This is a genomic window from Cellulomonas uda, assembly GCF_006538705.1.
GTDB classification, from domain to species: Bacteria; Actinomycetota; Actinomycetes; order Actinomycetales; family Cellulomonadaceae; genus Cellulomonas; species Cellulomonas uda.
In genome coordinates this window covers 13,645-34,155 of the sequence record NZ_BJLP01000044.1, presented here as the reverse complement: position 1 = coordinate 34,155, position 20,511 = coordinate 13,645, and the positions used below count along the sequence as shown (strand labels likewise).

Below are 20,511 nucleotides of genomic sequence, written 5' to 3'. Positions count from 1 at the left end.
TCACCCGCCACCACCGAAGGGGCGTCCCACACCGGGACGCCCCTTCGTCGTCCCTGCCCCGCCCGGGCCGCGTCCCTCCCCGACTGCGGACGTTCCGGGGCGAGTGCAGTCGTCGTGCGGGCGCAGTCGGGCCGCGACGGGAGCACTCGGCGCGAGGGGGGGTGCGCTGGGCGGCAGCGGTGAGCGTGGTGAGAGGGGTGAGGGGGCCGTGGGGCGGATTTCGCGCCGGGCGGTACGCCGTGTAGCCTGTTCCGCGCTGCCCCGATAGCTCAGTCGGCAGAGCGTCTCCATGGTAAGGAGAAGGTCAAGGGTTCGATTCCCTTTCGGGGCTCTGTGGTGTGTCCAGGGGTGCGGCTCGGTCCGCACCCCTGACTCACACCCGAGGCGGGGTAGCTCAGTTGGTGAGAGCGCACGACTCATAATCGTGAGGCCGCGGGTTCGAGTCCCGCTCCCGCTACAGACATCGAGGGCCCGCCGGTCACCGGCGGGCCTTCGTGCATCTGGTGGCCACAGGTCGCACGTGGGGTTGTTTGCCCCGTTTGGGTCAGCTCTGGTTGGATGTCGCGCGCGCTTCAGGGCGTGCAAGGCCCGACGTCGAGGTCGGGCTGGTAGCAGGGGCTCGACGAGGCGACTCGTCGTCGACGGCATGGCTCGCCCATCCCGTCTGTCTCTTGGTGCCCAGCCGCGTCTCGGCGCTCGGTTGGCAGAGGACGACTCGAACGACAGACGGGATATCGATGAAGAAGATCATGGTCGGCGCGATCCTGACCGGTGCGCTTATCGCAGGCGGGGCCAGCACGGCCTTCGCCGGCACCCTGCCGAACTTCTCCACGACGGGTGCCAGCTTCACGAGCATCAAGCACAACTTCGACCCGTGGCCCTGCACCTCCGCGTGCAAGGACGGAAAGTGGAGCGGCTGGAACTGGTCCGGGTACCTCGCCGACACCAAGGACGACGGCAACCACGTCAAGATCCAGTCCAAGGTCGACGGCTACGGGTGGTCGAACTCGGTCTACTGGAAGGGCGGCGCAAACACGCGCACGTACCTCTCCTACAAGACGACCGCAGGAGGCGACCCCGCGCAGACGGGTCAGCTGCACCTGTGCCGCGACCGGGGCAGCCTTCTGCCTGACAACTGCGCGAACTCTGCAGTGGCCAAGCGGTGACCGAACTCCTGATCGCCGACGGCGTGGCGGTGACCTTCGGGGTCACCGCCGCGCTGTCCGGCGCGAGCGTGCGCGTCGCGGAGGGCGAGGCCGTCGCGCTCATCGGCCCCAGTGGTGCGGGCAAGTCGACGCTCCTGCTCTGCCTCGCGGGACTCCTGCGCCCGGACGAGGGGATCGTCCGGTACGACGGCATCGACCTGACGTCGGCGGGACCCGATGAGCTGGCCCGGATCCGGCTGCGCGAGTTCGGGTTCGTCTTCCAAGGAGGCGACCTGATGCCGGAGCTGAGCCTCGCGGAGAACGTCGAGCTCCCGCTGCGGCTCGCCGGGATCCCGCGGCGTGACGCACAGGAGCGCGCCGAGCGTCTCCTCGTCCACCTCGGCGTGGGCGAGGCCCGCACGCGGCGGCCCGACGAGGTGTCGGGCGGTCAGGCGCAACGCGCGGCCGTCGCGCGGGCGGTCGTCCACGAACCGGCCGTCGTCTTCGCGGACGAGCCGACCGGCGCTCTCGACACCGACAACGCTCGCGGGGTCATGCAGGTCCTGCTGGCCGCCACGCGCGACGTCGGTGCGAGCCTCGTGATGGTCACCCACGACAGGTCGCTCGCCTCGCTCACCGACCGCGTCGTCGAGGTGCACGACGGGAGGGTCCACGACGTCGTCGGGGACGCCGCGACCGAGCAGCTCGGGCGGATGCCGGCATGGTGAGCGCGTCCTGGGCCACGAGCCTCGCGCGCGCGACCGTGCGGGCCACCTCCGGCAGAGGTCAGGCCTCGCTCCGCGTCGCCGTGGGGGCGGCGGCTCTCGCGCTCGTCGTCCTGGTGCACCTCCTGCTCGCGGTCGGCGGGTTCGCGCCGCGGTGGCTCTCGGTGAGCCCGGCGCGCGACGTGGCCGCCGAACCGACCTTCGCCTGGAACCAGGTCTTCTCGGTCGTCGACGGTGCCGCACTGACGGTGGTCGTCGTGCACGCGGACGGGACCGCCGACGCCCCGGTGCCGCCCGGCCTGGAGCGGTTCCCCGCCGCCGGGGAGGCGGTCGTCTCGCCCGCGCTGCGGGACGTGCTGCAGCGCCGGCCGGTGCTCGGGGGCAGGGTTCCCGGTCGGGTCGTCGGGACGATCGGCCGGGACGGGCTGGTCGCACCCGACGAGCTGCGCGCGGTCGTCGCGCTGAACGGCGCCGGAGACCTGTACCCGGGCACCGGGTGGGGGAGCGGGGACGTCGAGACCTTCGGGCTCCCGCCGGTGGCTCAGACCCGCACGATGCTCGTGCTCCTGTGGGGGCTGCCGTCGCTGATCGTCCTCGCAGCGTGCGGCCGGAGCGTGGTCGACACGGTGCGCGGGCAGGCTGCCCGGCTCCGGCTCGTCGGGGCGTCCGGCGCCCAGGTGCGCCAGTACGTGCACGCGTTCGCGCTGCGGACGAGTGCCGTCCCCGCAGGTGTCGGGGCGCTCGTCGGGACGGTGGCCGTCCTTCTGCTCTCGGGTCCGGGAGCGCTCGGGGTGGCGTTCTTCCCGGTCGGTCTCGTCGGGACGGTCGTCGTCGGCTCGGCCGCGGCGGGCATGGTGACCGCGACGGTCGGAGTGTGCGCGTCGGTCTCGTCGCGGCGCGCCGCCGCGCGCGCGTACGTCGCGGCGCGCGGGTCAGGCGGACCGGGGAGCGCCTGGCCGGCGGTCCTCGCGCTGGCCGGCGCCTTCATGCTGGTCGGTCTGTCCGCGGTCCGGTGGATCACGGCCGACCCGCGCGTCCCCGGCGCCGCCGCCACGGCCACGATGCTCGTGGGCGCGGGCCTGCTGGTGTCCGGTGCCGCGCTCGGTGCGGGTCGGCTGGCTCGCTGGGTGTCGGTGCGTGCGCGGGCCGGGCGGGTCGAGAGCCAGCTCGCCTGGCGTCAGCTCGGGCACACGCCTCGCCCGCTCGTGCTGGCGACACTCGCGATGACGGCGGTCGCCACGGTGTTCGCGATGACGTTCGCCGTCCTGGAGATACTCGGCGAGCCCGTGAGCTCGTCGTCGGCGCGCTGGACGGTCTCGGTCTCGGGCTCTGCGGCCCCGGACGTGCGTGCGCTCGTCGACGCGGTCGGGCCGGACGCGGTCCTCGAGGTGATCGAGGGGGACGCCTCGTCGGTCTGGGGCACGTGCGAGGCGCTGTCGGAGGCGTTCGGGACGCTGCGCGGTCCGGACGGGGCCGGCTGCGTCGACGGCCGTGAGTACCAGCCGGGTGAGCTGGTACGCGGGCCGTTCGACGAGCCGCCGTCGATCTTCGGGGCGGCCGCGCTGGTCCGCGCGGTGGACCCGCACACCGTCCCGGTGGAGGTGCCGCGGTCGGCGAGCGCCTATCTCGGCGCGCGGCTCGACGACCCGCTGCGTCAGCAGTCGGCGCTCCTGCGCGCGGCTCCGACGGCGGCGATGACGCTCGACTCCGCGGACCAGTCCCTGCTGGTGGTCGTGCCCGCCGCGCAGGCGTTGACCACGCGGTCCGCGACAGCGGGCGGCATCCTGAGCGTGATCGCGACGGCACTCGCGGTCTCCCTCGTGCCCGAGGCGGCCGCGAGCGAGCGCAGGCTGCGGCGACTCGGCGCCGACCGGGCCACGGTGCGCCGGTTCGCGGCGACGCGCGCAGCACTCACGATGCTCGTGGCGGGCGTCGTCGGGGGCGGTGCGGCTCTGCTCGTCGAGCAGAGCTACCTGGCGCTCGGGAGCCGGTACGTCGTCGACATGACGACGGCCGCGGGGCTCGCGGTGGTCGTCCTCCTGACCGCGGCGGCCGCGGTGGTCGCGGGAGCCCTCGGCGCGGGTGGGGACGAGCCGGTTCGTCCCTGATCGTCGTCGGCGAACGGGACCTCCCCAGTGCGGTATCCTGAGTCCCGGTCTGTGCGCGGTGCCTGTCGACGGCGCGGATGGCATCCTGGTGCGAGGCATCTCGCGGATGTCACCCCGGTCGGTGCGGCGTCCGGTGAGCGCGGGAGTCGCGCAGGTCAGGCCGAGCATGAACGGAACGGTCGCTGGACAGCGCCCGAACAGATCGCATGCGCCGAACGGCGCGAGAGGTGGCAAGACCATGGCCAGCAAGAGCTCGGACGTCCGTCCGAAGATCACGCTCGCATGCACGGAGTGCAAGGAGCGCAACTACATCACGAAGAAGAACCGTCGGAACGACCCCGACCGTCTCGAGATGAAGAAGTACTGCCCGCGCGACAACCGCCACACGCTGCACCGCGAGACCCGCTGACCCTGGCGATGCCGGTCGACACCGGGTATGCCGGGCGGGTCTACCCGCCGAACGCGGTCTACGAGGTCGGGCGCGAGCACCTGCGGTCGTTCGCGGCCGCGGTGGGTGCGCAGCACCCGGCCCACACGGACGTCGAGGCGGCGCGTGCGTTGGGGTACCCCGACGTGGTCGCGCCCCCGACCTTCGCGGTCGTGGTCGCGCAGCGCGCCGAGGCCCAGCTGTTCGAGGACCCGGCCGCGGGCATCGACTTCAGCAGGGTCGTGCACGCCGACGAGCGGTTCACGCACCACCGGCCCGTGCACGCGGGCGACCGGCTGGTCACGGTGCTGCACGTCGACTCGATCGTCGAGCGCGCCGGTCTGGCGATGATCACCACGCGCGCCGAGATCACGGCGGAGGACGGCGAGGCCGTCGCGACCGTCGTGTCCACGCTCGCCGTGCGACCCGAGGAGTCCTGATGTCCCCGCGTCTGCAGGACCTCGAGGTCGGCCAGGAGGTCGCGCGCAGCGAGGTCGTCGTCGACCGTGCGCGGCTCGTGCGGTACGCGGCGGCGTCGGGCGACTTCAACCCGATCCACTGGAACGACCGTGTCGCGTCGTCGGTGGGTCTGCCCGGCGTGATCGCGCACGGGATGTGGACCATGGGCGCCGCGGTCGGTCCGGTCGTGGACTGGGTGGGGGACCCCGGACGGGTCGTCGACTACCAGGTGCGGTTCACGCGCCCGGTCCCGGTGCCGGACCCCGGGCACGCGACCGTGGAGGTGGTCGGGGCCGTCGGTGCGATCGACCGGGACGCGGGCACCGCGCGCATCGACCTCACGGTGACGGTCGACGGGCAGCGGGTGCTCGGCAAGGCGCAGGCGGTCGTCCGCCTGTCCTGACCCGCCGGTCAGCGCTCCTCGTCGAACGGGCCCCCTCCGCGCTCAGCGCGGGGCGGGGCCCGTCGTCGTCCCGGGGCGCAGCGCCACGGGCAGCACGGTGGGCTCGGGCATCTGGCCCGCGAGCAGCGACGCGACCGCGCGGCCGACGACGACGCCCTTCTCGGCCAGCGGCTGCACGACGGACGTGAGCACGTCGGGCGCGAGCCAGGGCAGGTCCAGCCCGTCGAACCCGGCGACCGACACGTCGCCGGGCACCGCGAGCCCCAGCTCGCGCGCCGCGAGCACGACGCCCGAGGCCAGCAGGTCCGACTGGCACACCACGGCGGTGGGCCGGTCCTCGCGGGACAGGATCGCGAAGCCCGCGGCCTTGCCGTGCTCGACGAGCGACGCGGGCGTCTCGTAGACCGACTCGGGGGTGACGCCGGCGTCCCGCACGCCGTCGAGGCGACGCCGGGTCACCTGCCACACGACCTCGTCCCACCGGGCGGGCTCGACGAACCCCTCGCCGCGCTGCCGGTCGAACGCGAGGGTCACGCACGCGAACCGCTCGTGCCCGAGGTCCTGCAGGTGGCGCACGACGTCCGCCATGCCGCGGCGGTCGTCGATGCCGACGGTCGCGACGTCGGGCTCGGGGACGCCCTCGACGACGACGGTGGGCACGCCGCGGCGGCGCAGCGCGTCGAGCACGGGGTCCTGGGTGCCGCTGCCCCACAGGAGGACGGCGACGTCCATCGCGGCGGACAGCACGAGCGGGTCGACGGGTGCCTCGGCGGGGTCGCTGGGGCCGGGGATGAGCAGGACGCCCAGGCTCATCTCGCCGAGGGTGCCGACGAGGCCGTCGAGCACCTGGATCGAGACGGGGTCGCGGAACGAGCGGCGCAGCGCGTCGCCGACGACCACGCCGACGATGCCGGAGCGTCCGCTGCGCAGCTGGCGGCCGAGGGGGTTGGGGCCCAGGTAGCCGAGGTCGGCGGCCGCGGACAGCACGCGCTCACGCGTGGTCGAGGCGATGGGGCCCGCGCCGGAGAAGGCGAGCGAGGCGGTGGAGACGGAGACCCCGGCCGCGGAGGCGACGTCGGCGAGCGTCGGGCGCTGGGACGACAGCGGGCACCTCCGGCGGGCGGCTCGGTGACGAGCGGGACGTCGAGTGGTCGACCTGGACGGGTGTGACCTGGACGGTTCGTGTGACCTTGACGGTTCGTTTGACGCAGCGGCCAGCGTACCCGCAGAATGGCCGTCACCCATCAAATCGATTCGATCTGTGTGCCGCGCTCCTCTCGAATCGATTCGACCTCATCCTTCCGTCCCCGCCCGGAGCAGACCGTGACCCTGAGCGCGCCCACGCGGCCCGCCGCCTCGAGCGCCGCCCCCGTCGCTCCCGTCGTCGCGCGCGCCCGCCTGCACCTGCTCGGACTGTTCGCGCTGCTCGGGATCGTGTTCTCGAGCTGGCTCGCCCGCCTGCCCACCGTCCGCGCGGAGCTCGACCTGTCGACCTCCGCGCTCGGCGGGGTGCTGCTCGTCGGCTCCGTCGGCGCGCTCGTCACGGTCACGTTCGCCGGCATCGTCGTGCAGCGGTGGGGGAGCCGGGCCGCGATCCTCGCCTCGACCGTGCTGCTCGCCGTCGCGTACGTGCTCATGGGCGTCGGGCCGGGCGCCGGGTCGGTGCTGCTGCTGTCGGTCGGGGTGTTCCTCAACGGGATGTCGATCGCGCTCGGCAACGTCCCCGTCAACGTCGAGTCCGCGCGCGTCGAGCGCGCGATGGGCCGGACCGTCATCCCGCAGTTCCACGCCGCGTTCTCGATCGGCGCGGTGGCCGGCTCGGGCCTCGGTGCGCTCGCCTCGCGCCAGGGCGTCCCGCTGCCGGTGCAGTTCACCACCGTCGCCGCGGTCGCCGTCGTGTGGCGGCTCGCCTCGCTGCGCAGCGTCGTCCTCCCCGCCGGCACGGGTGACCAGCCGCGCACGGTCACCCCCGCGCCGGCTTCCCCGTCCGGCGGCCGTCGCCGGGTCGGCACGGCGCTGGACGCGTGGCGCGAGCCCCGCACGCTCCTCGTGGGGGTCGTCATCATGGCCGCCGCGCTCTCCGAGGGCGCCGCCAACGACTGGCTGTCCATCGCCGTCGTCGACGGCTTCGACCGCACCGAGGCCGTCGGTGGCGTCGTCCTCGCGCTGTACGTCGCCGCGATGACGCTCGTCCGCCTCGCGGGCACCCGGCTCATCGACCGGCACGGCCGAGTCGCGGTGCTGCGCGCGTCCGGGGTCGTGTCGATCGTCGGCCTGCTGCTGTTCGGGTTCGCGCCGTCCTTCGCGCTCGCCTCCGTCGGCGTCGTACTGTGGGGGTTCGGGGCCGCGCTCGCGGTGCCCATCGGCATCGCGGCCGCCTCCGACGACCCGCTGCGCGCAGCCGGGCGCGTGGCGGTCGTGTCGTCGTTCTCGTCGGTCGCCTCGATCGCGGCCCCGCCGCTGCTGGGACTCGCGGCGGAGTCGATCGGTGCGCGCCAGGCCCTCGCGCTCATCGCGGTCGCGATGGTCGCGAGCGTGTGCCTCGCGCACCAGGTCGCGCCGCCCACGCACGACGACACACCGACCCGCGCCTCGGACGACGACGCGGCCACCGGCACGCTCGTCGTCCCCGCGCCGCGCGCGCCGTCCGACGACGTCGCCGCCCCCGTGCTCGTCGCCGCTGCGACGTCCGCCCCGCACGACCCGTACCAGCACGACCCGTACCCGCACGACCTGTACCAGCACGACCCGACGCACCAGGAGGTACGCGTACCGTGAGCAGCACGCGAAGCCACGACGAGGTGGAGGACAGGTCAGTGACCGCAGGGTTCCGACGCGACCCGGTGCGTGCCGCGTCGTTCGCGGTGTTCGCCGTGTTCTTCCTGTCCGGCTTCAACTTCGCCAGCTGGGCCTCGCGCCTGCCCGCGGTGCGCGACGGCCTCGAGCTGTCCGCGGGCCGCATGGGGCTGCTGCTGCTCGTCGGGTCCGTGGGGTCGCTCGTCGCGCTCCCGCTGTCCGGGACGATCATCGAGCACCTCGGTGCGCGCCGGACCGTCCTGTACTCCGCGCTCCTCAACGCGAGCGGTCTCGCGCTCGCCGCGGTGGGCGTCGCGGCCGGCTCGGTGGTCCTCGCCGCGGTCGGGCTCGTGGTCTACGGCGTGGGCACGGGCGTGTGGGACGCGGCCATGAACGTCGAGGGCGCGGTCGTCGAGCAGCGGCTCGGGCGCACCGTCATGCCGCGCTACCACGCGGGGTTCTCGCTCGGCACGGTGGCGGCCGCGGGCATCGCCGCGGTCGCGGCGTGGCTGCACGTGCCGGTCGTCGTGCACCTTCCCGTGGTCCTGGCGCTGTCGATGGTCGCGGTGGTGTGGTCGGTGCGGCTGTTCCTGGTGGACCACGAGGCGCAGGTCGTCGTCGAGCACCACGAGGCCGCGCAGGCCGGGTCCGGCCGGGCCCGACGAGCGTTCGCCGCGTGGCTGGAGCCGCGCACGCTGCTCATCGGCCTCGTCGTCCTGGCGGCCGCGCTCACCGAGGGTTCCGCGAACGACTGGGTGAGCCTCGCGGTGGTCGACGGGTTCGAGACCCCGCACGCGCTCGGCGCGGTCGCGCTGGGCCTGTTCCTCGCGTCGATGACGGGCATGCGCTGGTTCGGCACCGCGCTGCTCGACCGGTACGGGCGCGTGTTCGTGCTGCGGCTGTGCGCGGTCCTCGCGCTCGTCGGCCTGGCCCTGTTCGGGCTCGCGCCGACCATGTGGCTCGCGCTCATCGGGATCGTCGCGTGGGGTGCGGGTGCCGCGCTCGGCTTCCCGGTGGGCATGAGCGCGGCGGCCGACGACCCGCTGCGTGCCGCCGCGCGCGTGAGCGTCGTGTCGACGATCGGCTACTCGGCGTTCCTCGCCGGGCCGCCGCTGCTCGGCCTGCTCGCGCAGCACGTCGGCTACCGGCACGCGCTGCTGGTGATCCTCGTGCCCGTCGCGCTCGGCATCCTCGTCGCGGGTGCGGCCGCACACCTGCGTGCCGCCACCGACGACGTCACGACGGACGCGGACGACGAGTCCCGCACCCGCCCGTAGCCTGGAGGCATGACCGTCGGCACCGCACCCCGTCTCGCTGACCTGACGACCCTCGGCGTCGGCGGGCCGGTCGCCCGGTTCGTCGCGACGACGAGCGAGGACGAGCTGATCGACGCTGTCCGCACCGCCGACGAGGCGGGCGAGCCCGTCCTGGTGCTCGGGGGCGGCTCGAACCTCCTGGTGTCCGACGAGGGGTTCGACGGCCTCGTCGTGCGGGACACGCGCACGGGCATCGACGTGCCCGACCACTCGGCGTGCGCGGGCGTGACGTACACGGTGCCCGCGGGCACGCCCTGGGACGACGTGGTCGCCGAGGCGACCTCGCACCGCCTCTACGGCATCGAGGCGCTGTCGGGGATCCCGGGCTCGACGGGCGCGACGCCCGTGCAGAACGTCGGTGCGTACGGGCAGGAGGTCGCGCAGACCATCGCGACCGTGCGGGTGTGGGACCGCGAGCGCCTGCGGGTGCGGACCCTGCCCCTCGTCGACCTGCGGTTCGGCTACCGCACGTCGCTGCTCAAGCGCTCCCTGCTCGCCGCCGACGACCCGCGGCGCGACCCCCGCGACCCGGTCGACGAGCGCGCGCCCTGGGGCCCGACGCCGCGCTACGTGGTGCTCGACGTGACGTTCCAGCTCCGTCAGGGCACGCTCTCCGCGCCGATCGCGTACGCCGAGCTCGCGCGCACGCTCGGCGTCGAGGTCGGCGAGCGTGCGCCGCTGCTGGACGTGCGCGCCGCGGTGCTCGAGCTGCGCGGCCGCAAGGGCATGGTGCTCGACCCGGCGGACGCGGACACCCGCAGCGCGGGCTCGTTCTTCACGAACCCGCTCCTCGACGAGGCCACGGCCGCACGGCTGCCCGCCGAGGCGCCCCGCTACCCGGCGGGCGACGGCGTGGTGAAGACGAGCGCGGCATGGCTGATCGAGCACGCCGGGTTCGCGCGCGGGTTCGGCATGCCCGGCCCGGCGGCGCTGTCGACCAAGCACACGCTCGCGCTCACCAACCGCGGGGGTGCCGGCGCCGCGGACGTCGTCGCGCTCGCGCGTCAGGTCCGCGACGGGGTGCGCGCCGCGTTCGGCGTGACCCTCGAGCCCGAGCCCGTGCTCGTCGGCGTGACGCTCTGAGGCGTCAGCGCGGGAGCACGACCCCGGTGAGCGCGGCGAGCCGGTCGAGCAGCTCGTCCTGCAGCGTGACGTCGGAGGCCTGCGGGTTCGCGTCGAGCACGGCGAACCGCTTGAGGTAGCGGCCGGTGACGCGCGCGGCGTCGTCGTCGGCGGTCGCGAGCCACACCTGGGTCGCCGCGCCGTCCCCGACCTCGTCCCACGCGTCCGGGCCGCCCAGCTTGGTCTTGATCCAGCCCGGGTCCACCGCGGTCGACAGGACGTCCGGCCACAGGCGCGCGACGGCGAACGCGAGCATCACGTCGTAGAGCTTGGAGTCCGAGTACGCCTGCATGCCGTCCCACGGGCGCGACTCCCACAGCAGGTCGTCGAGCACGGCGCGGCCGTCCGACTCGAGCCCCGACGTCAGGTACACGAGGCGGCCCGGGCGGGGCATGAGCGCGGTCAGGACGTACGGCGCGACCGTGTTCACCTGGACGATCCGCTCGAGGCCGTCGGCGGTCGGGGTCCGCGGCGCACCGCCGCCCACACCGGCGTTGTGGATCACCGCGTCGTACGCGCCCCCGGCGGCGGACGTCGCGGCGTCCGCGAGGGCCCGCGTCTGCGCGAGCGAGGTGAGGTCGCCGACGACGACGTCGCGCAGGCCCGGGAGGACGGCACGCACGTGCGCGGCACGCTGCGCGTCGCGGGCGTGCGCGACGACCTGGTGGCCCGCGTCGAGGAGACGGCGGGCGGACTCCAGGCCGATGCCGTCGGTGGAGCCGGTGACCAGGACGAGTGACATGAGGACCTCTCGGGGACGATGCGGGCGGTGGTGGACCGGCCGCGGGCTCGGGCGGGACGGTGCAGCGGGACGGTCAGGGGTTCCGGTCCGCGCCGCCCCGGGCCGTCAGGACCGGGGCGGGTGCCGGCGCGGCGAGCCACGCGTCCACGCCCGCGAGCAGGCGCACCCGGGTGGCGTCGTCGGCGCGGCTCGCGCGGATCGACGCGCGCGCCAGGTCCGCGAGGGCGTCGTCGTCGAACCCGTGCACGTCCCGCGCGACCTCGTACTGCGCGACGAGACGCGACCGGAACAGCAGCGGGTCGTCCGCCCCGAGCGCCACCTGCGCGCCCGCGTCGACGAGCGCGCCCAACGGCACCGCACCCGCGTCGGGGTAGACGCCGAGCGACACGTTCGACGCGGGACAGACCTCGAGCGCGATGCCGCGCTCGACGACGTCGTGCAGGAGGCGCGGGTCCTCGCCCGTGCGCACCCCGTGCCCCAGCCGGTCCGGGTGCAGGTGCGTCACCACGTCGTGCACGTGCGCGGGGCCCAGCAGCTCGCCGCCGTGCGGCACGGCGGCCAGCCCGGCGCGGCGCGCGATCGCGAACGCCGCGGCGAACTCGGCGGTGTCGCCGCGACGCTCGTCGTTCGACAGGCCGAACCCGATCACGTCACCCGAGCCGTCGCCCGCGTACCGCGCGGCGAGCCGGGCGAGCGTGCGGGCCTCGAGCGGGTGCCGCATGCGGGACGCGGCGACGACGACGCCGACGGACACGGCGTGCCGCACGCTCGCGGCGCGCGCCTCGTCGAGCACGATCTCGAGCGCGGGGGTGATGCCGCCGACGAACGGCGCGTACGACGTCGGGTCGACCTGGATCTCGAGTCGCCCCGACCCCTCGGCAGCGTCGTCGGCGACCGCCTCCGCGATCACGCGCCGCATGTCGGCCTCGCCGCGCACGCACGCGCGCGCCGCGTCGTACAGGCGCTGGAACCGGAACCAGCCGCGCTCGGTCGCCGGCACGTGCAGCGGGTCGGAGTCGAGCAGCGCGCCCGGCAGGCGGATGCCGTGCTGCTCGGCGAGCTCGCCGAGCGTGCTCACCCGCATCGAGCCCGTGAAGTGCAGGTGCAGGTGCGCCTTGGGGAGCCGGGCCAGGTCGCGCACGGCGGTCAGTCTGCCACCCTGCCAGGTGAATTCTGGCGCGAGCGGGTCAAAGCGCTCCCGGCGCCCGGTTCGTCCCCCCTACAGTTGCCTGTTCGTCGCCCGCCGGCGGCGCATGAGCCCGACAGGGGGAGCCATGACCCACGACCCGACAGCCGCCGCTCTCGACGACCCGTCGACGTCGCCCGCCGAGCTCGCGCGGCTCGCAGCCGAGCGACCCGACCTGCGCGCGCGGATCGCCGCGCACCCCGCCGCCTACCCCGAGCTGCTGGGCTGGCTCGCGGCGCAGGGTGACCCGGCGGTCGCCGCCGCGGTCGCGGCGCGCGGCGCGGCCTCGCAGCAGGACGCCCCGCAGCAGGCCGCGCAGCCCACCGTGCAGCCCACCGTGCAGCCCACCGTGCAGCCGGCCGTGCAGCCGGCCACGCCGGACGCCTTCCCGAGCCCCACCGGTCCGGTCGCCCCCGTCGTCCCGCAGGACGGCGTCGACGCGCCCGGCGCGGAGTTCGCCCCGGTCGGCGCGCAGCCGCGCCGACGCCGCACGGGCCTGTGGGTCGGGGTGGCCGTCGCGGCGGTCGCGGTCGTCGGCGCCGGTGGCTACGCCGCCTGGGCGACGGTGCTGAGCAAGCTGGGCGGCGCCGCGTCGCCCGAGGCAGCCGTGACGCAGCTCGTCGAGGGCGTCGCGGACAAGGACGGCGTCGCCGTGTACGGCGTCCTCTCGCCGTCGGAGGTCGGCTCGTTCCGCGACGCGTTCGACGGCGTCGACGGGCTCGACGACCTGGCCGGCGACGGCAGGTCGGTCGACCCGGAGAAGCTGCGCGCCGCGCTGGACGCGCTCGCGATCGACATCGAGGGCCTGGACCTCCAGGTCGAGGAGGTCGACGAGGGCCTCGCGAAGGTCTCGATCGCGGGCGGCACGCTCACGGTCGACGCCGACGCGGCGGAGCTCACGGACCTCGCGATCGAGGCGCTCACGCCGGTGCTCGAGGCGTACGGCCAGCCGGTGCCGACGGGCGGCGAGCGCGACGAGGCGGTGCAGCAGATCGACGACGCGCTGCCGTGGTCGCTCGACGCCGCCGAGCTGACGTGGGACGCCCAGGGCGAGGAGCAGCTGCCGTTCCTCATGGCGGTCGAGGAGGGCGGTGACTGGTACGTCAGCCCGCTCATGACGATCGGCGAGTACGTCACGGTCGCGCAGGGCGGCACGCGCGGCGCGATGCCGTCCGACGACGGTGCCGCGCTGACCTCGGCCAAGGACGCGGGTGTCGCGTTCACCGAGGCGCTCGCCGGGATCAGCTCGGGCGACATGGACTCGCTGTCCGGCACGCTCGCGGAGGGCGAGCGCCGGTTCATGGACGTGTACGTCTCCCAGTGGGTCGGTGACCTGTCGGCGTCCGACACCGTGGTGACGGTCGACGAGGCGTCGTTCGACTCGCGCGACCTCGGCTCGGGTCGCCAGCTCCTGCAGCCCCGGCGGGTCGCGCTCTCGGGCGACGGTGAGACCGTCGTCGTCGAGGGCACGTGCGCCACGACGACCGGGGGCGACGCCGACGGCGAGAAGCGCTGCATCGCCGACAACCAGGGACTCGTCGAGCTGGGCCTGGAGGACCTCGGCCTCGTCGCGGTCGAGGAGGACGGCGGGTACCGCGTGTCCGTCCTCGCGACGGTCGCGCACGCCTACGGCACGATGCTCGAGAACCTGGTGCGCCTGCAGAAGGACGGCAAGCTCGAGGACCAGCAGTGGCTCGAGGAGAACTTCGGGGACCTGTCCTCGAGCCTCGGCATGGGGGCGCTCGGGGGGCTCGGCGGTCTCGCCACGGTGCCCGAGCTCGAGGGCCTCGACGACCTGGGCGGCTCGCTCGACGACGAGTGGACCTACGAGGAGGAGGACGGCGACATCGACGTGGGCGGCGGCTCCGGCGACGGTACCGACCCTGGCTCCGGCGACGGCGAGGAGACCTGGGACTGGGACGAGGCGTCCTGGGCCGCGCAGAGCGACCTCTACTCGCTCGGCATCGAGGTCTCGGTGTACTACGTCGACCCGTCGGCGAGCCCGCTCACGCCGAACGCGCTGTCGATCGAGGGCGGCCGGTACGTCCTGACGACGGGCGACGGCTCGAAGGACGTCTCGGAGGTGACCTCGGGCGCCGAGCGCGTGACGTTCGACCCGGGCTCGAACGACGGCACGGACTTCTGCGTGGGGCTCGAGCTCGACGGTGGTGCGCAGTGGTCGTACACCCCGCAGGGCGGTGCGGTCGAGGGCGCCTGCGGCTGACGTCCGGTGCCTGCGACTGCGGTGCCTGCCGTCCGCGTGACCTCGGTCAGGCGGACGGCAGGATGCCGCGGGACATCGCGACCGTGACGGCGTGCGTGCGGTCGTCGACGCCGAGCTTGGCGAACACCCGCAGCAGGTGCGTCTTGACGGTCGCCTCGGAGATGAACAGCTCGGCTCCGACGGCGGCGTTCGACAGCCCGCGCGCGACGGCGGCGAGCACCTGCGTCTCGCGTGCCGTGAGGCGCTCGCCCGTGCCGCGCACCTGCTGCACGAGCCGCCGCGCGACCGACGGCGAGAGCGCCGCCTCGCCCCGCGCGGCGGCCCGCACGCCCGCGACCAGCTCGGCGCGCGGGGTGTCCTTGAGCAGGTACCCGGTGGCGCCGGCCTCGACGGCACGCAGGATGTCGGCGTCGGTCTCGTAGGTCGTCAGCACGAGCACGTGCGTGCCCGGGAGCTCGGCGACGACCCGCGCGGTCGCGCCCGCACCGTCGAGCCGCGGCATCCGCAGGTCCATGAGCACCAGGTCCGGGTGCAGCGCGTGCGCGAGCACGAGCGCTTCTTCGCCGTCGGCCGCCTCGCCGACGACGTCGATGTCGGGCTCGACCCCCAGCAGCCCCGCGATGCCCGAGCGCACCACCGGGTGGTCGTCCGCGACGAGGACCCGGAGCACCGTCCCCGCGGCCTCGTCGGACGTCGTGCTCATGCGATCGCCTCCGTGCGCACGTCCGGTGCCGACGGCAGGCGCAGCACGACGCGCGTGCCCGCACCGGGCGTCCCGGTCAGCCGGAGGTCGCCGCCGGCGGAGCGCGCGCGCTCGCGCATGCCGCGCACCCCGTTGCCCTCGCGGTCGTCGTCGCGCACACCGCGGCCGTCGTCGGCGACCTCCAGCTCCACGAGCTCGCCCGAGCGTCGCAGCCGGACCGTCACGCCGGCGGCGTCCGCGTGCCGACGCACGTTCGCCAGCGACTCCTGCGCGGCGCGCAGGAGCGTCACGGCGGTCTCCTGCGTCAGCTCGCCGACGTCCTGCGTCTCGACACGCACGTCCAGGCCCGTCTGCGCGTGCAGCTGGTCGCCCAGCCGGTGCAGCGCGGCCGCGAGTCCGTCGTCGAGCGCGGGCGGTGCGAACGCCGCGACGAGCGCGCGGGCCTCGGCCAGGTTGTCGCGCGCGACCGACTCGATCTGCGTGAGCCGCTCGCGCACGCGCTCGGCACCGAGCCCGGGTCCCGCGTCCGCCGGGGCGCCGGGCGCCGCGTCGAGCACCGTGTCGAGGACCGTGTCGAGCTCGGCCGACGCGGTCTGCGCGAGCATCACCACGCTCGTGAACCCCTGCGCGAGCGTGTCGTGGATCTCCTGCGCGAGGCGAGCGCGTTCCGCGTGCACGCCCTGCTCGTGGTGGCTCGCGGCGAGCGCGGCCTGCGTGGCGCGCAGGTCGTCGAGCAGCGCGCCGCGCTCCTCGCTCTGCTCGGCGACGTACGTGACCCACAGGCCAAGGCCGATCGAGAACACCATGCCGAGCGTCGCCTGACCGGCGATGGACGGCAGGTCCACCGGATCGGCGCGCACCCGCAGCGCGGTCGCGACCACGACGCCCGTGGTGAGCAGCACGGTCCACGCCACGCCCTGCAGGCGCGACAGCGCGAAGAACCAGATGTGGGAGTACGCGACGAACAGCAGCACGATGCCGAGCTCGGCGGCCCAGGTCTCGTATGTCATGACCAGGACGACCACGACGAGGTACGCCTGCGTCAGCCGCGCGTCGCCGCGGCGCGCCCCTCGTCGGCCGAGCCCGTAGTACGCGAGCGCCATGACGACGAAGCCGGCGAGCGTGCCGAGCGCCCGCGCGACGCTCGGGGCGCCGGGCACGGCGAACGCCGCGCTGATCGTGATCATGATCCAGAACGCGACGTCCCACGCCCGCATCGAGCGTCGCCAGAACTCGTCGCGGTGGCTCACCCGGCGGTCGTCCACGTCGCGCAAGCCTGCCAGGTCGGCGGGGCGGGGCGCCGACGGGCGGTCCGGCGCGTCGCCGGCACCGCCCGTCCGCGCGTGGTGCGCACCCATGGGCCCGGCGTCAGCCGTCGTCCCGGCGGCGCCACCGGAACGTGCGCACGCCGACGACGAGCCCGACGACGAGCCACGCCAGCAGGACCGCCGCGATCGCCCCGTGCTGCCACGACCCGGACACCTCGAGCTGCGCCGCCTCGTCGGGCAGGAACACCGAGCGCATGCCCTGGGCCATCCACTTCAGGGGGAACACGGAGGCGACCTGCTGCATCCACGACGGGAGCTGGTCGAACTGGAAGAACACCCCGGAGATGAACTGCAGGACCAGCACCACGGGGGTCACCACGGCGCTCGCGGACCGGCCGCTGCGCGGCAGCGAGGAGAACGCGACGCCGCAGATCGCGCCGCTGGCGGTGCCGAGCAGCAGGACCCACACGAACGTGGCCCAGTGGGCCGCGTCCTGCGGCATGGGGACGTCGAACACCACCGCGGCCACGGCGAGCAGCACGGCGATCTGCAGCGTGCAGTTGACCAGGACCTGCCCGATCTTGCCCAGGAAGTACGCCGTGGCGGGCAGGGGAGTGGCGCGCAGACGCTTGAGCCCGCCCTCGTCGCGCTCGACCGCGATCGAGATCGCGAGGTTCTGGAAGCTCGTGAGCATGACGCCCGTGGCGACCATCCCGGGCAGGAAGTACTGCGCGAACGGGACCTGCCCGCTGGGCAGCTCGATGCTCGCGTCGTCCTGCCCGAACACCGTCGCGAAGATCGCGAGCATGATCACGGGGTAGGCGAAGATGAAGATGACCGCGTCGCGCTCGCGGAAGAAGCTGCGCAGCTCGTAGCCCGTGCGGGCCAGGCCGAGCGCGAGCGTGCCCGGCACCGCGGCGCGGGTGCGCGGGGTGCTCCCGGCGTGGGTCGTGCTCATCGCGCCACCTCCACGGGCTCGACGGGGGCGGCGGGCGTCGTCGCGGGCGCGTCGCCGATCAGGGACAGGTAGACGTCCTCGAGCGTGGGCCGCAGCACCTGCAGCCCGGGCACCTCGCCGTACCGTCCGGCGAGGTCGCGCACGAGCGCGGTCGGCGTGTCCGTCCGCTCCTCGCGCGGACCGTCCGGCGTGGTCCAGCGCACGAGCGCCTGGCGTGCGGTGCGCCCGCCCAGGTCGGCGGGCGCACCCTGCGCGACCACCCGGCCGGCGTTCACGACGACCACGCGGTCCGCCAGGTGCTCGGCCTCCTCGAGGTAGTGCGTCGTGAGCAGGATCGTCGTGCCGTCCTCGCGCAGCCCCGCGACGAGGTCCCAGAAGTCGCGGCGGGCCTGCGGGTCGAACCCCGTGGTCGGCTCGTCGAGGAACACCAGCTCGGGCCGCCCGACGATGCCGAGCGCGACGTCGAGGCGTCGGCGCTGCCCGCCGGACAGCTGCCGGGCCCGCGTGCGGACCTTCTCGCGCAGCCCGACCGCGTCGATGACCTCGTCGGCGTCCCGCGCCTGCGGGTAGAAGCGGGCGAAGTGGCGCACGAGCTCGCCGACGGTCGCCTCCGCGAGGTCGTCGGTGCTCTGCAGCACGACACCGAGGCGGGAGCGCCACGCGCGGCCGGCCCGGGCCGGGTCCTCGCCGAGCACGCGCACGTCCCCGCCGTCGCGCTCGCGGAACCCCTCGAGGATCTCCACGGTGGTCGTCTTGCCCGCGCCGTTGGGCCCGAGCACCGCGACGATCTCACCCCGGGCGACGACGAGGTCCAGCCCGTCGACCGCCTGCTTCTCGCCGTAGGCCTTGCGCAGCGCGCTGACCTCGACCGCTGGTGCTGATGTCATGTCCCCAGACTGGACCCGTCGTGCGTGCGCGCGACAGCACCGTCGGACGGGACCCGGGGTCCACCGATCGGTGGACCCCGGCGTCATCCCTCGTCCGGCGAGGTCAGCGCGCCTCGGCCAGCAGGGACTGGATGCGCGAGACGCCCTCGACGAGGTCGTCGTCGCCCAGCGCGTACGACAGGCGCAGGTAGCCCGACGGGCCGAACGCCTCACCGGGCACGACCGCGACCTCGACCTGCTCGAGGATGAGCGCCGCGAGCTCGGCGGAGGTCGTCGGGGTCACGCCGCGGATCGAGCGCCCCAGCACGCCCTCGACCGAGGGGTACGCGTAGAACGCGCCCTGCGGCACCGGGACGACGACGCCGTCGATCGCCGAGAGCATCTCGACCATGGTCCGTCGCCGGCGGTCGAACGCCGCGCGCATCGCCTCGACCGCCGTGAGGTCGCCGGTGAGCGCGGCGATCGCGGCGCGCTGCGAGACGTTCGCGACGTTCGACGTGAGGTGGCTCTGGAAGTTCGTCGCCGCCTTGATCACGTCGGACGGGCCGATCATCCAGCCCACGCGCCAGCCGGTCATCGCGTACGTCTTGGCGACGCCGTTGAGCACGATGCAGGTGTCGGCGAGCTCGGGCACGACACGCTGGATGGGCGTGAACACCGCGTGGTCGTACGTGAGGTGCTCGTAGATCTCGTCGGTGATCACCCAGATCCCGTGCTCGAGCGCCCAGCGGCCGATCTCGGCGGTCTGCTCGGGCGAGTACACCGCGCCCGTCGGGTTGGACGGCGAGCAGAACAGCAGCACCTTGGTGCGCTCGGTCCGCGCGGCCTCCAGCTGCTCGACCGTCACGAGGTAGCCCTGGTCGGCGCCGGCGAACACCTCGACGGGCACGCCGCCCGCGAGCCGGATCGCCTCGGGGTACGTCGTCCAGTACGGGGCGGGCAGCAGCACCTCGTCGCCCGGGTCGACGACCGACGCGAACGCCTGGAACACGGCCTGCTTGCCGCCGTTGGTCACCAGCACGGCGGCCGGGTCCACGTCGTACCCGGAGTCGCGCAGGGTCTTCGCGGCGATCGCCTCGCGCAGCGCGGGCAGTCCGGCGGCGGGCGTGTACCGGTGGTTCGCGGGGTCGCGCACCGCGGCCACCGCGGCGTCGACGATCGCGCTCGGCGTCGGGAAGTCCGGCTCGCCCGCACCGAACCCGATGACGGGCCGGCCGGCGGCCTTGAGGGCCTTCGCCTTGGCGTCGACCGCGAGCGTCGCCGACGGCGCGATCGCGGCGAGGCGCTTCGAGACACGGGAACGGGGCTGCGACGTCTGCTGGCTCACCGGGTCATAGTGGCAGAGGTCACGTGCCCGGCGCGTGGGTGTCCCGGTGCGCGGATCGGTCCCGCGGGCGTCGGTGGAGAGGGCGGTTCGACCCGGGGCGCTCCGTCCCGTATGGTTGTCCACCGGCGGTTGACGTTCGCCAAGATGACCTGTGCCCGCACGGCACCCGGGAGCTCGCTCCCGAGCCCGTGAGGCCCTCGTCGTCCTGGACCGAGGCCGTCGTAGGGCAGTGGCGCAATTGGTAGCGCAGCGGTCTCCAAAACCGCAGGTTGCAGGTTCGAGTCCTGTCTGCCCTGCGCAATCTCCTGTCTGCACCCTCGTGCAGCGGGACAGTCCGAGCATCGACGAGACAGCAGAGGCCGACACGTGAGCGAAACCGCAGCCTCCGCGGCGTCCGGCGCCGAGGGCTCGGCGCGCAAGTCCGCGCCGCAGGCCCCGTCCGGCGAGCGCCGCGGCTTGTTCGCGCGCATCGCGCTTTTCGTGCGCCAGGTCGTCGCCGAGCTCAAGAAGGTGGTCCGCCCCACGCGGCAGGACCTCATCACCTACACGTCGGTCGTGCTGGTGTTCGTCGCCGTCGTCATGGCGTTCGTCACCGTGGTCGACCTGGGCATCGGCAAGGTCACGTTCTGGGTCTTCGGGGGCTGACCCCCGCGGCCCACGTGGCCCGCCAGGCTCGGTCGAGCCGCACCTCCGCACTGGAAGAAAGCAGGTTCGT

The 20,511-nt window shown here is 74.4% G+C and carries 19 protein-coding genes and 3 tRNA genes; 14 read left to right on the top strand and 8 right to left on the bottom strand.

Annotation, left to right across the window (positions count from 1 at the left end; all coding sequences use genetic code 11):
- The first annotated feature begins 258 nt into the window (after positions 1-258).
- The 8 genes from CUD01_RS12510 to CUD01_RS12475 all read left to right on the top strand — a co-directional run bounded on the left by CUD01_RS12510 (position 259) and on the right by CUD01_RS12475 (position 5,267).
- Positions 259-331 (top strand) — tRNA-Thr (locus tag CUD01_RS12510).
- A 52-nt stretch (positions 332-383) separates the two neighbouring features.
- A tRNA-Met gene (locus tag CUD01_RS12505) sits at positions 384-457 on the top strand.
- 280 nt (positions 458-737) lie between these two features.
- Entirely contained in the window at positions 738-1,166 is a 429-nt protein-coding gene (locus CUD01_RS12500) for a hypothetical protein (protein WP_141321503.1), read from the top strand.
- Entirely contained in the window at positions 1,163-1,873 is a 711-nt protein-coding gene (locus tag CUD01_RS12495; protein ID WP_141321500.1) for an ABC transporter ATP-binding protein, read from the top strand. The genes CUD01_RS12500 and CUD01_RS12495 overlap by 4 nt, the downstream gene beginning before the upstream one ends.
- Positions 1,867-3,978: a hypothetical protein gene (locus tag CUD01_RS12490; RefSeq protein WP_141321499.1), complete on the top strand. Its 2,112-nt coding sequence runs from the start codon at positions 1,867-1,869 to the stop codon at positions 3,976-3,978. The genes CUD01_RS12495 and CUD01_RS12490 overlap by 7 nt, the downstream gene beginning before the upstream one ends.
- A 238-nt stretch (positions 3,979-4,216) precedes the next feature.
- Complete coding sequence (gene rpmG, locus CUD01_RS12485; protein ID WP_094180784.1) at positions 4,217-4,387, top strand: 50S ribosomal protein L33; 171 nt, start codon at positions 4,217-4,219, stop codon at positions 4,385-4,387.
- Positions 4,388-4,395: 8 nt separating this feature from the next.
- A complete protein-coding gene (locus CUD01_RS12480; RefSeq protein ID WP_141321497.1) occupies positions 4,396-4,845 on the top strand; it encodes an FAS1-like dehydratase domain-containing protein in 450 nt (149 codons plus the stop codon).
- Positions 4,845-5,267, top strand: coding sequence for a MaoC family dehydratase (locus CUD01_RS12475; protein WP_141321494.1), 423 nt, complete (start codon positions 4,845-4,847; stop codon positions 5,265-5,267). The genes CUD01_RS12480 and CUD01_RS12475 overlap by 1 nt, the downstream gene beginning before the upstream one ends.
- A gap of 42 nt (positions 5,268-5,309) precedes the next feature.
- Here the strand turns inward: CUD01_RS12475 and CUD01_RS12470 are convergent, their stop codons facing one another.
- Complete coding sequence (locus CUD01_RS12470) at positions 5,310-6,371, bottom strand: LacI family DNA-binding transcriptional regulator (RefSeq protein ID WP_232514775.1); 1,062 nt, start codon at positions 6,369-6,371, stop codon at positions 5,310-5,312.
- A 219-nt stretch (positions 6,372-6,590) separates the two neighbouring features.
- Between CUD01_RS12470 and CUD01_RS12465 the strand changes: the two genes are divergently transcribed.
- The 3 genes from CUD01_RS12465 to CUD01_RS12455 are packed head-to-tail and all read left to right on the top strand — an operon-like array spanning position 6,591 to position 10,462.
- Positions 6,591-8,045, top strand: coding sequence for an MFS transporter (locus tag CUD01_RS12465; protein WP_244937772.1), 1,455 nt, complete (start codon positions 6,591-6,593; stop codon positions 8,043-8,045).
- A gap of 23 nt (positions 8,046-8,068) precedes the next feature.
- A complete protein-coding gene (locus tag CUD01_RS12460) occupies positions 8,069-9,340 on the top strand; it encodes an MFS transporter (protein WP_141321507.1) in 1,272 nt (423 codons plus the stop codon).
- A gap of 9 nt (positions 9,341-9,349) precedes the next feature.
- On the top strand, positions 9,350-10,462 hold the full coding sequence (locus CUD01_RS12455; RefSeq protein ID WP_141321488.1) for a UDP-N-acetylmuramate dehydrogenase: 1,113 nt from the start codon (positions 9,350-9,352) through the stop codon (positions 10,460-10,462).
- Between the two features lie 4 nt (positions 10,463-10,466).
- Here CUD01_RS12455 and CUD01_RS12450 read toward each other — a convergent pair whose 3' ends face one another.
- Together CUD01_RS12450 and CUD01_RS12445 are read right to left on the bottom strand one after the other, a co-directional pair.
- Complete coding sequence (locus CUD01_RS12450) at positions 10,467-11,243, bottom strand: SDR family NAD(P)-dependent oxidoreductase (protein ID WP_141321486.1); 777 nt, start codon at positions 11,241-11,243, stop codon at positions 10,467-10,469.
- Positions 11,244-11,316: 73 nt separating this feature from the next.
- Positions 11,317-12,384: an adenosine deaminase gene (locus CUD01_RS12445; RefSeq protein ID WP_141321484.1), complete on the bottom strand. Its 1,068-nt coding sequence runs from the start codon at positions 12,382-12,384 to the stop codon at positions 11,317-11,319.
- A gap of 133 nt (positions 12,385-12,517) precedes the next feature.
- On the opposite strand from CUD01_RS12445, the gene CUD01_RS12440 reads away from it, so the two are divergent.
- A complete protein-coding gene (locus CUD01_RS12440) occupies positions 12,518-14,653 on the top strand; it encodes a variant leucine-rich repeat-containing protein (RefSeq protein ID WP_141321482.1) in 2,136 nt (711 codons plus the stop codon).
- A gap of 46 nt (positions 14,654-14,699) precedes the next feature.
- On the opposite strand, the gene CUD01_RS12435 is transcribed toward CUD01_RS12440, so the two are convergent.
- From CUD01_RS12435 to CUD01_RS12415, 5 genes are all read right to left on the bottom strand, one after another.
- Positions 14,700-15,356, bottom strand: a complete 657-nt coding sequence (locus tag CUD01_RS12435; RefSeq protein WP_094180776.1) for a response regulator — start codon at positions 15,354-15,356, stop codon at positions 14,700-14,702.
- On the bottom strand, positions 15,353-16,621 hold the full coding sequence (locus CUD01_RS12430; protein WP_244937771.1) for a sensor histidine kinase: 1,269 nt from the start codon (positions 16,619-16,621) through the stop codon (positions 15,353-15,355). The genes CUD01_RS12435 and CUD01_RS12430 overlap by 4 nt, the downstream gene beginning before the upstream one ends.
- Before the next feature lie 103 nt (positions 16,622-16,724).
- Positions 16,725-17,582 carry an ABC transporter permease gene (locus CUD01_RS12425; RefSeq protein WP_094180774.1) on the bottom strand — a complete coding sequence of 286 codons (858 nt, stop codon included), beginning with the start codon at positions 17,580-17,582 and terminating at the stop codon, positions 16,725-16,727.
- Positions 17,579-18,469, bottom strand: coding sequence for an ABC transporter ATP-binding protein (locus CUD01_RS12420; protein WP_141321478.1), 891 nt, complete (start codon positions 18,467-18,469; stop codon positions 17,579-17,581). The genes CUD01_RS12425 and CUD01_RS12420 overlap by 4 nt, the downstream gene beginning before the upstream one ends.
- Positions 18,470-18,572: 103 nt before the next feature.
- Positions 18,573-19,796: a pyridoxal phosphate-dependent aminotransferase gene (locus CUD01_RS12415; RefSeq protein WP_094180772.1), complete on the bottom strand. Its 1,224-nt coding sequence runs from the start codon at positions 19,794-19,796 to the stop codon at positions 18,573-18,575.
- 223 nt (positions 19,797-20,019) lie between these two features.
- On the opposite strand from CUD01_RS12415, the gene CUD01_RS12410 reads away from it, so the two are divergent.
- Both CUD01_RS12410 and secE read left to right on the top strand, forming a co-directional pair.
- Positions 20,020-20,092, top strand: a tRNA-Trp gene (locus CUD01_RS12410).
- A gap of 70 nt (positions 20,093-20,162) precedes the next feature.
- Positions 20,163-20,441 carry a preprotein translocase subunit SecE gene (secE, locus tag CUD01_RS12405; RefSeq protein ID WP_094180771.1) on the top strand — a complete coding sequence of 93 codons (279 nt, stop codon included), beginning with the start codon at positions 20,163-20,165 and terminating at the stop codon, positions 20,439-20,441.
- The last annotated feature ends 70 nt before the right edge of the window (positions 20,442-20,511 follow it).